Source organism: Streptomyces sp. NPDC055078, assembly GCF_053607985.1.
Window position 1 is genome coordinate 1 of record NZ_JBSGUP010000303.1, and the last position, 9,620, is coordinate 9,620.

Sequence of the window (9,620 nt, forward strand, 5' to 3'; positions counted from 1 at the left end):
GGGTGCGGCCGTCCGTGCGGCCCGAGGCGTCGCCCGGGGAGCCGCCCGGGGAGCCGCCCTGGTCGCCGTCCCGAGTGCCGCCTCCGGTGCCGTCGTCCGGGTCGCCGGGTGGCAGTGCGGACGCGGCGATGAACAGCCGGGGCAGCCCCATGGCCCAGACACGGGCCGCCGCCGAGGCCCACGGATCCTCGCGGACCGCGGTGGGCGGCCCACCGGAGGCGTCGTGAACGCGGTAGCGGTGATCGGCGCCCGCGGTGAGGCCGGAGTCCGCACCGGGGAGAACGCCGACGATCTGGTGCGGCGACTGGAGCGGACGGCGGGTGTACGAGGTGAAGGTGAGCCGGTCGGCCAGTTCCCGGGGCAGCGCGGCGCTGGCCAGGGCGATCCACTGCATGATGTCGTGCGGTTCGCGTTCGACGACGATCAGCTGGGGCGCGTCGGCTGCGGTGAACAGGGCGCGTACGTCCGCGAGAAAGGCGGGCAGCCGCTCGGCCCGCTCCGCCGCGAACTCGGTGAGCCCCGCCCGGTCCATCCGGCGGCCCGCCGGGAACGCCGTCAGGGGCGCGGGCCCGCCGTCGCCCGGGGTGGCCGTGGGCCGGGAAGTCCAGGAAGGGGAGCGCCACAGCTCGACGGGGAGCAGCCCTCCGGGGGTGGGCGCGTCGGCGGGCAGCCAGACGGCGTGGGCGTGGAAGTTGCCGTACCGGCCGCTGTAGTCCGCTCCGGTGTAGACGCTCTGGCACAGCAGTCTGCTGCCGTCGGAGAGGGTGCTGTGGGTGAACGCGGCCGGGAACAGGGCCAGTTCGCCGTCGCTGGGGCGGCTGGGGGCGCCGTGCGGCGGCTCGTAGCCGATGAGCTGCTCGATCTCGCGCAGCAGATTGACCGGTACGTCGTCGCTCACCGCCGTGAAGCGGAAGCCGGAGCCGTCGGGCCCGGGGGCGGCGGAGGTGTAGTGCAGCTGGGGCAGATGGGGCAGTTGGCCGGGTGTCGTCATGCGCCGCCTCCCTTGGCCTTGCGTACGGGCAGCAGTCCGCGCCTGGCCAGCAGCCACAGGAGCGGGTCCTCGGCCCGTACCGGCTGCGGACCGGACTTGGGGACGTCGGCGGGTGCGGTGGCGGGCGGCGGTGAGCCCAGTGAGGACAGACCGAAGAAGGAGACGTCGGCGAAGTCGCGGTCGAGCCTGCGGTGCAGTTCGCCGCCGTCCCAGCCGTCCAGGAGGGAGCGCACCTCCTCGTGCACCGCGACCCGTCCCGCCTCGTCGAACGCGCCGCCTTCGTGGCGCGCGTTGTGCAGCAGCGGTGACTGCGGCTGGAGCAGCGGCCGGAGCATGTCCGTCTTGGTGAGGGTCACGGCCAGCGGTGTCGACACCTTGCCCCGGGCGCCGCGTCTGCCGTGGCCGCGCAACTGCCCGGCGATATCGGCGGCGATCTGCTGCGGCGATGTCTCGATCGGGGGCAGCGGCGGGCCCTCCCCCGGTGGCAGTTCCTCCCGTACGGAGGGGAGCTGAAGGGGGTCGACGAGCAGGATGATGCCGTCGGCCGCCGCGAGGTAGTCGGTGTAGCGGTCCATCGCACCGGCGTCGCCGAGGTCCTCGCCCGCCGCGTCGAAGAAGACGAGCGCGGTGTGTCTGCTGCCGCTGCCGAAGCGTCCGGCGCTGGGCAGGCTGAGCCGGTACAGCAGCGGGTCGTTGAAGCCGAGCGCGGCGGGTCTGGTGGCGCCGGGCAGATGCAGCCGGTCGTACAGTTCGGCGGCCATCTCCTTGTCGCGCCGCTGGGTGTCGCTGCCCATCGCCGCGAGCGCCGCCCGGTAGGCGCTGCCGACGCGCTGCCGCAGCTCATTGACCAGGACGGTGACATAGGTGCTCTTGCCGGTCGCCTTGGCGCCGACCAGGGCGATGATGCGGCTGTCCTGGTCGCAGTAGTCGCTGGGCAGATCGCTGTGGCAGGAGTCGCAGACCCGGACCGGGGTGAGGACGCCGCAGTCGGGGCAGGCGGCGCGGCTCCGGACGGGTCCGACGGTCCGCCGAGGCTGAAAGACGGGGCCGCGCATCCGGGCCTGGGGGGCGATCCCCCGGCCCTTGAACTCGGCCCAGGTGTCGTCCCGCCGGGGTGCGCAGGGCTGTCGGCCGCCCCGGACACCGGTCCGGGTCATCAGACAGCGGTAGCGGAGCCGGGAGGCGGATCCTCGGGTGAAGCAGTAGGGACAGATGACGGTTGTCACGTCAGCGCACCACCAAGCGTTCGTGCGGGGGTTCTTCCAGCCGTGCGGTGTCCGCGCGGGGGCCGAGCAGAAAGGCGCGGAGGCTGTACGGGGCGGGTTCGCCCGCCGCGGCCAGGTCTATGTCCCGCTGGACCGGCTCGCCGCCGCCGATCTCGGCGCCGCTGAGCCGCAGCACGGTGGCGCCGTCCCCGGGGTCGCGGGGGCGGGGCGGCGGCTTCCTTCCGGCACCGCCTCGGGCACCGATTCCGGGGCCGCCTCGGGCGCCGTTTCCGGGGCCGGCGGAGCGGGCGACGAGGACGAAGTCGGGGAGCTGCGGGGGGTCCGGCTCCCCCTCGCCTGCGGTCGCCGCGTACTCGGCGCGTACGACGACACGGCGCCGCCGGCCGGCCCGCCAGCCAGGTTTCACCAGGTCGTAGCGGACCGCGAGGTGGGGTGGGAGCAGGACGGTCGCCCCGGGTCCGGCCGGGATGACCACATCGGCGTCGTCAAAGGTGAGCGCCTCGGCCGTGAACCGGGCTCCGGCGGGGGTGACGGCCAGTTCAAGACCGCCCCGGGTCCGGAAGGCCGATCTGGTCACGGTCCGCTGGTGGCGCTGTCCCGACTGCTCCCAGCGGACCAGTACGCGATCGGCGTCACCGGGCCAGTCGAAGGTGACGCGTACCTCGTCGGCGGTCTCCCGGCGGACGGTCAGCCGCTCGACGGGGCTGGGCAGTTCGACACTCACGGTGGGACCGGCGCAGGCGCGCTCCCCGAGCAGGCTGACGGCGGTCAGCCGGGTGCGGATGCCGCGCGGGGGTCTCAGTGCGATGCCGTGGTCCACGGGGAACCGCTCCCAGCCGGGCGGGCCGGGCAGCTCATGGGCGAGCAGATCGGTGCCAGGCGCGGGTATCGGTCCCGGGAGTTCCAGCAGCCGTATCTCGGCCCCGGCGCCACCGGTCCAGGTTGCGGTGATGACGCCCTCCTCCCCCGCCACGAGGTCGAGTCCGGTGACGGGGGCGGGCCATGGGCGCACGGTGGCGGCGACACTCACCCCGGGCGAGAGCGCCTCCCGCCCGCCGGCCGTGCGGTAGCGGCAGCGGATCGTGTAGCGGTACTCCCCGGGGGGCAGCGGCCGGTCCGTGAATCCGTCCTGGTCGGCGTCGAACGGCACCGGTCCGGACCCCGGCCGGTGCCGTTCGACGCTGATCCCGCACACCCCGGGCGGGGTCCGCCAGTGTGCGGTGACCCGGGCGCGCGCGTCGGTGAGCCGGGGGTCGGCGATGTCGGGGGCGATGAGGAGGGGTGCGCTGACGGTGGGGAGTTCGCGGATCCTGGCGCTGTGGGCGGACGGGCTGTGGGCGGACGGGCTGTGGGTCATCCGGCTGTTGCCGACCAGGTTGAGGGCGACCGGGGGGTCGGCCTGGATGTGGGCGACCGGGGGGTCGGCCGGGTCCCCGCCGGGACGGCCGCCGAAGAGTCCGTCCGGGCGGTCGGAGCGGTCCCGGGTGCCCGGGTCACCGGGGCCGTCGGGGGCGTACGGGTCACCGGGGCCGGGCGCGGCGGAGTCCTGCGGTGGGCCCGGTGGTACATCCAGCGGGAGGATCGCGTACCGGACGCGCTCGCCCAGCGGGGCGGTGGCGTCGGTGAGGGCGGTGGCGGCGGTGGCGGGCGCGAGTTCGGCCCAGTGGCCCGGCCCGCCGCGCAGGACCCGGTACGGGCCGGGGGCACCGGACCACTCCACCCGTACGCCGTCGGTCCGGACCCGGGCGGTGACCGTCAGCGCTCCGGCCGCACCGGGGCCGCGCAGCAGGGCGTCCAGCACGGTGGGGTCGTCGACGGCCGCGCGGGCCGCGCGCAGCCGGACGGCGGAGGCGGCGGCCGGGTCCCCCGCGCGATCGAACCGGTCTCCATCGGCCAGGAGCGCGGTCACCTGCGCGCGCCGTCTGTCGATCCGCCGCAGCAGCCGGGCGAGTCGCTGATCGCCGCCGGGGTCACCGAGCCGGGTCGCGTAGTCGTGCGCCTTGCGCAGCCGGTCGGTGCGCCAGGCGTCCAGGATGTGTTCGGCGCTCTCCCGGGCCCCGGCGGTACGGGCGGGCCGCAGCTCGGTGGCCACCGCGAGGGCCTCGGCCTCGCCGGGGTCGACGCCCAGCTCGCGGGCGGCCACGGCGACACAGCCCCGGGGGTGCTCGCGCAGCAGCCCGGTCAGTTCGTACAGGGCGAGGCGGCGCAGCCCCATGGGGTCGGCTTCGAGGATGCGTCCGTACCGCGCGAACAGTGAGGCGACAGCGGCGCGGTCGACGGCCGGATCGGCGAGCCAGCCGTCCCGCGCCCCGGCGAGGGCCCGGTCGTTCACCGTACGCCAGTGGTGGCCCCGGCCGGGGATCCGCAGACCGTCGAGGATCCGGAAGCGCACACCGTCCGCCGGGACACCGGGAAACAGCGCGTCCACCGCGTGCCGCAGCCCCAGTCCGCGCTGTTCGGCGAAGAGTTCGGCGGCCTCGGGGACGAGCGGGGACAGGGGCAGCGGGGGAACGGCTGCGGGCAGCCCCAGTAGGTGCCCGAAGTCCTGCCGCATCAGTCCGTCCCCCACGTCACGATCCGTGCCCATATCTCAGCAGATCGCAATCACGCGCGGTAGCGGTTTGCCCGAAGCTCTGGGCAACCACGCCTCAGGGACGGGGATTTACGCGCTCGGGCGGCCGGGTTCGGGTGCGCGGCGGTGTGGCGGCGGGGGCGGGTGGGTCACCTGGTGGTCCCCGGGGCCAGGTCCGCATCCGCGCCCGGGTCCAGGTCCGCGCCCGGGTCCAGGTCCGCGCCCGGGTCCGGGTCGGCGGCGCGGCGTCTCGCGATCACCGCGCAGACCATCAGCTGGACCTGGTGGTAGAGCATCAGGGGCAGTACGGCGAGGCTCGCGTCCGCCCCGAACAGCACGGTCGCCATCGGAAGCCCCGCCGCGAGGCTCTTGTTGGACCCCGCGAACTGGATCGCGACACGGTCCGCGCGCCCGAAGCCGAGGCGTTTGGCCCCGTACCAGGTCAGGCTGAGCATCACCGCCAGCACCACCGACTCGACCAGGAGGAGGACGCCCAGCCGCTGGGGGGTCGCCTGCTGCCAGACGCCCGCGTTCATGCCCTGGCTGAAGGCCGTGTAGACGACCAGCAGGATCGAGCCCCGGTCGACGAAGGAGAGAACCTTCCTGTGCCGGGTGATCAGGCCGCCGATCCAGCGCCGCAGCAGTTGCCCCGCGAGGAACGGCACCAGCAGTTGGAGCACGATCCGCAGCAGCGAGTCCGGCGCGAAGCCGCCCACCGCACCGCCGAGCAGCAGGGCCGCCAGCAGCGGGGTCAGGACGACACCGATCAGGCTGGAGAAGGAGCCCGCGCAGATCGCCGCCGGAACGTTCCCGCGCGCGATCGAGGTGAAGGCGATGGACGACTGGACCGTGGACGGCACCAGACACAGAAACAGCAGCCCGGCGGCCAGCTCCGGGGTCAGCACCGGTTCGAGGCCCCGCGCGGCCAGGCCCAGCAGGGGGAAGACGACGAAGGTCGCGGCCAGCACCGTCGTATGGAGCCGCCAGTGCCGCAGTCCGTCGCCGACCTCACGGGTGGAAAGGCGCGCGCCGTAGAGGAAGAAGAGCAGCGCGACCGCACCGGTCGCCGTGCCACCCGCCACATCGGCGGCGCGGCCCGACGCGGGGAGGAGCGCCGCGAGGCCCACGGTGGCGAGCAGCGCCAGGACATACGGGTCGACCGGCAGCCAGGACGGCGGCGAAAACCTGCGACGGCTCCTCGACGGGCTCTTGGCCTGGCTCATGGGCTCCACTTGCTCTCGGGCCGGTCGTTTCCGGTCCGTGTGCTCGGCCCGGTCGTCGGTTCTCGGTGCGGTTCTCTGTTCTCGGTGCGAGGTGTACGGCTGTACGGCTGTACGGCTTCCATGCTGCGACACGGTCCGCCGATCGGGAATCCCGTACACCACTCTGACTGTCATCATGAACCGCGATGAGAGGCGCTAACATGGACCCATGTACGACCCCATCCAGCTCCGGACGTTCCTCGCGGTCGCGCAGACCCTGAGCTTCACCCAGGCCGCCCGCCGGCTCGGGCTGCGGCAGTCGACGGTGAGCCAGCATGTGCGGCGGCTGGAGGAGGCGGCCGGGCGGCAGCTGTTCGCCCGGGACACCCATCGGGTGGATCTCACCGAGGACGGTGAGGCGATGCTCGGGTTCGCGCGGACGATCCTTGAGGCGCACGAGCGGGCGTCGGCGTTCTTCACCGGGAAGCGGCTGCGCGGGCGGCTGCGGTTCGGGGCGTCGGAGGACTTCGTGCAGACCCGGCTGCCGGAGATCCTGGAGTCGTTCCGTATCGACCACCCCGAGGTCGATCTGGAGCTGACCGTGGAGCTGTCCGGCACCCTGCACAAGCGGCTGGAGGCGGGCCGGCTCGATCTGGTGCTGGCCAAGCGGCGCAGCGGGGACACCCATGGCGAGCTGGTCTGGCAGGACACCCTCGGCTGGATCGGGGCGCACCGGCTGCGGGTGGACCCCGACCGGCCCGTACCGCTGATCGTCTTCCCGGCGCCGGGCATCACCCGCGCGCGGGCGCTGGAGGTGCTGGAGGCGCACGGCCGGGCCTGGCGGATCGCGTGCACCAGCGCCAGTCTGAGCGGGCTGATCGCGGCGGCGCGGGCCGGTCTCGGGGTGATGGCGCACACCCAGGGGCTGATCCCGCCGGGCCTTGAGCCGGTCCCGGCGCGCGCGGGCCTGCCCGAGCTGGGCGCGGTGGACTTCGTCCTGCTGCACGGCCGGCGGGCGAGCGCGGGCCATGGCGCCCAGGAGGCGGCGGACGCGCTGGCGGCGGCGGTCCTGGCGGGTGGTGACCGGCTGCACCGGGGACCCGGCCCGCATCAGCGGTGACGGGACGCCGCGCGTACCCGGAGATGACCCGCGCGTACCGGCCGCCGACCCACGCGTACCGGCTGACCCGCACGCACCGGCCGCCGACCCGTACGTACCGGCTGGTCCAGACCATTCTTCCCAGGTTCCGCAAGAACTCCGCAAAGCTCCGTAAAGCGGCGGTGCTTTCACCGCACAGATTTCGTGGAGGTTCCGGACCCGCGTCCTTACTCCTGGGTCAGAATTCCGTGGGGGCGGGTCTCCCGAGACCGGTTCGCTGCGTCTGACCTGTGGTGATGCCATTCGTCCACAGTTCTGGAAGGCGCTCACGCCCGGTCCTGCGGTGGGGTAGCGTCGCGGCCCGCTGATCGGAGCACCACGAGGAGCAGGTCCCTTGCGCGAGTTCACCGTCCGCCCCCTGAGTGCGGCGCCTCTGGTCGGCGGCCTGGCCGACGCGGTGTTCGAGCACGCCGATGCGGACCCGGACCGGGTCGCGCTCGGGCGCAAGGACGCGGCGGGCCACTGGCGGGATGTGAGCGCGGCGCGGTTCCGTGACGAGGTGCTCGCGCTGGCCAAGGGGCTGCTCGCGCAGGGGGTGCGGTTCGGCGACCGGGTGGCGCTGATGTCCCGTACGCGCTACGAGTGGACGCTCTTCGACTTCGCCCTGTGGACGGTCGGCGCGCAGTCCGTCCCCGTCTACCCCACCTCATCGGCCGAGCAGGTCTGCTGGATGCTGCACGACGCGGAGGTCTCCGCCGCGCTGGTCGAGCACGAGGACCACGCGATGACCATCGGCTCGGTCGTCGCCCGGCTGCCGCAGCTGAAGCGGCTGTGGCAGCTCGACGCCGGGGCGGTCGCGGACCTGGTCGCGGCCGGCGCGCGGCTCGACGACGAGGTGGTGCACCGGCACCGGCGCGCGGTGACCCCGGACTCGACCGCCACGGTGATCTACACCTCGGGGACCACCGGCCGGCCCAAGGGCTGTGTGATCAGCCACGGCCGGCTGATGTTCGAGACCGACACGGTGGCCGGGCGCTGGCAGTCGGTGTTCCGCTCCCGGCCGGGCGACGAGCCCTCGACGCTGCTGTTCCTGCCGCTCGCGCATGTCTTCGGCCGCATGGTGGAGGTGGCGGCGATCCGCAGCCGGGTCAGGTTCGGTCATCAGCCGGCGCTCCAGGCGAGTGCGCTGCTGCCCGATCTGGTGGCGTTCCGGCCGACGTTCGTCCTGGCCGTGCCGTACATCTTCGAGAAGATCTTCCACCTGGCCCGGCGCCGGGCGGAGGCCGAGGGGCGGGTGGGCCCCTTCGACAAAGCCGTCGAGGTGGCGGTGCGCTACGCCGAGGCGGTGGAGCACCGGTCGTTCGGGCTCGGTCCCGGACCGTCGGCCGGACTGCGGGTCCAGCACCGGTTCTTCGATCAGGCCGTCTACGGCAAGCTGCGCGACGCGATGGGCGGCCGGGTGCGGCACGCGATGTCCGGGGGGTCGAGCATGGACCGGCGGCTCGGACTCTTCTTCGCGGGTGCGGGCATCACGATCTACGAGGGGTACGGCCTGACCGAGTCCACGGGCGCGGCGACGGCGAACCCCCCGGAGCGCCCCCGGTACGGCACGGTCGGCCTGCCGGTCCCCGGCACCACGGTCCGTATCGCCGACGACGGCGAGGTGTGGCTGCGCGGCCCGCAGGTCTTCTCCGGCTATCTCGGCGACCCCCTGGCCACCGATGCCGTCCTGCGCGGCGAATGGCTGGCCACCGGGGATCTCGGGGCGCTGGACGGGGACGGTTATCTGACGATCACCGGGCGGAAGAAGGAGATCCTGGTGACCTCGGGCGGCAAGAGCCTCTCCCCGGTGACCCTGGAGGAGCGGGTGCGGTCCCATCCGCTGGTGGCGCAGTGCCTCGTGGTCGGCAACGACCGCCCGTATGTGGCGGCCCTGGTCACGCTCGACCAGGAGGCCGTGGACCACTGGCTGGAGATGCAGGAGCGCCCGTCGCTGCCACCGGCCGAGCTGGTGCGGGACCCGGGCCTGGAGAACGAGATCCGGCGTGCGGTGGTGGCCGCCAACACCCTGGTCTCCCAGGCCGAGTCGATCCGTACCTTCCGGATCCTGGCCCACCCCTTCAGCGAGGAGCACGGGCTGCTCACCCCGTCACTGAAGCTGAAGCGACGGGCGATCGAGACGGCGTACGCGGCCGAGGTGGAGGCGCTGTACCACCGTGAGATCGCCTGACGCGTCGCCGCGAGGTCTCGCGTGGAGGGCGGACACCCCGGCCGGGAGCCACGGTGAGCCGGCCGATCCCCTGTCGATGCCCCCGGAGGGCCCGAGAAACCCGCGTCCCTGGGAGCGCCACTCGCCCCGGAGGCGAAGCGGCCCGCCGCAGCGGTGGTGGCGCGCGGGTCCGGGCGGGGCTGTGCCCGGTCGGCGACGGTTCCTGCCGCCGCTCACCGGTGGGTACGCCGGACAGCCGACCCTCCGGGAGGGCGGGCCGACGGGACTCCGGCGGCATGGTCCGGCCGGGCCGTACCGGTT

At 74.0% G+C, this 9,620-nt stretch carries 6 protein-coding genes; 2 read left to right on the forward strand and 4 right to left on the reverse strand.

Annotation, left to right across the window (positions count from 1 at the left end; translation table 11 throughout):
• From ACWF94_RS23580 to ACWF94_RS23595, 4 genes are all read right to left on the reverse strand, one after another.
• On the reverse strand, positions 1–991 hold a 991-nt coding region (locus tag ACWF94_RS23580; RefSeq protein ID WP_453491791.1), incomplete at its 3' end, for a GAP1-N2 domain-containing protein.
• Positions 988–2,217: a TRAFAC clade GTPase domain-containing protein gene (locus tag ACWF94_RS23585; RefSeq protein ID WP_453491793.1), complete on the reverse strand. Its 1,230-nt coding sequence runs from the start codon at positions 2,215–2,217 to the stop codon at positions 988–990. The genes ACWF94_RS23585 and ACWF94_RS23580, both read right to left, overlap by 4 nt.
• 1 nt (position 2,218) lies before the next feature.
• Positions 2,219–4,804: a hypothetical protein gene (locus ACWF94_RS23590; protein ID WP_453491796.1), complete on the reverse strand. Its 2,586-nt coding sequence runs from the start codon at positions 4,802–4,804 to the stop codon at positions 2,219–2,221.
• A gap of 134 nt (positions 4,805–4,938) precedes the next feature.
• Positions 4,939–6,012 carry a bile acid:sodium symporter family protein gene (locus ACWF94_RS23595; protein WP_453491799.1) on the reverse strand — a complete coding sequence of 358 codons (1,074 nt, stop codon included), beginning with the start codon at positions 6,010–6,012 and terminating at the stop codon, positions 4,939–4,941.
• 208 nt (positions 6,013–6,220) lie between these two features.
• Between ACWF94_RS23595 and ACWF94_RS23600 the strand changes: the two genes are divergently transcribed.
• Together ACWF94_RS23600 and ACWF94_RS23605 are read left to right on the forward strand one after the other, a co-directional pair.
• On the forward strand, positions 6,221–7,111 hold the full coding sequence (locus tag ACWF94_RS23600) for a LysR substrate-binding domain-containing protein (RefSeq protein WP_453491802.1): 891 nt from the start codon (positions 6,221–6,223) through the stop codon (positions 7,109–7,111).
• A gap of 397 nt (positions 7,112–7,508) precedes the next feature.
• Positions 7,509–9,320, forward strand: a complete 1,812-nt coding sequence (locus ACWF94_RS23605; protein WP_453491805.1) for an AMP-dependent synthetase/ligase — start codon at positions 7,509–7,511, stop codon at positions 9,318–9,320.
• Positions 9,321–9,620: the final 300 nt, after the last annotated feature.

Bases quoted from the DNA above. Each gene is read 5' to 3' on its own strand.
- ACWF94_RS23595 (WP_453491799.1), bottom strand. From the start codon at position 6,012: ATGAGCCAGGCCAAGAGCCCGTCGAGGAGCCGTCGCAGGTTTTCGCCG.
- ACWF94_RS23600 (WP_453491802.1), top strand. From the start codon at position 6,221: ATGTACGACCCCATCCAGCTCCGGACGTTCCTCGCGGTCGCGCAGACC.
- ACWF94_RS23590 (WP_453491796.1), bottom strand. From the start codon at position 4,804: ATGGGCACGGATCGTGACGTGGGGGACGGACTGATGCGGCAGGACTTC.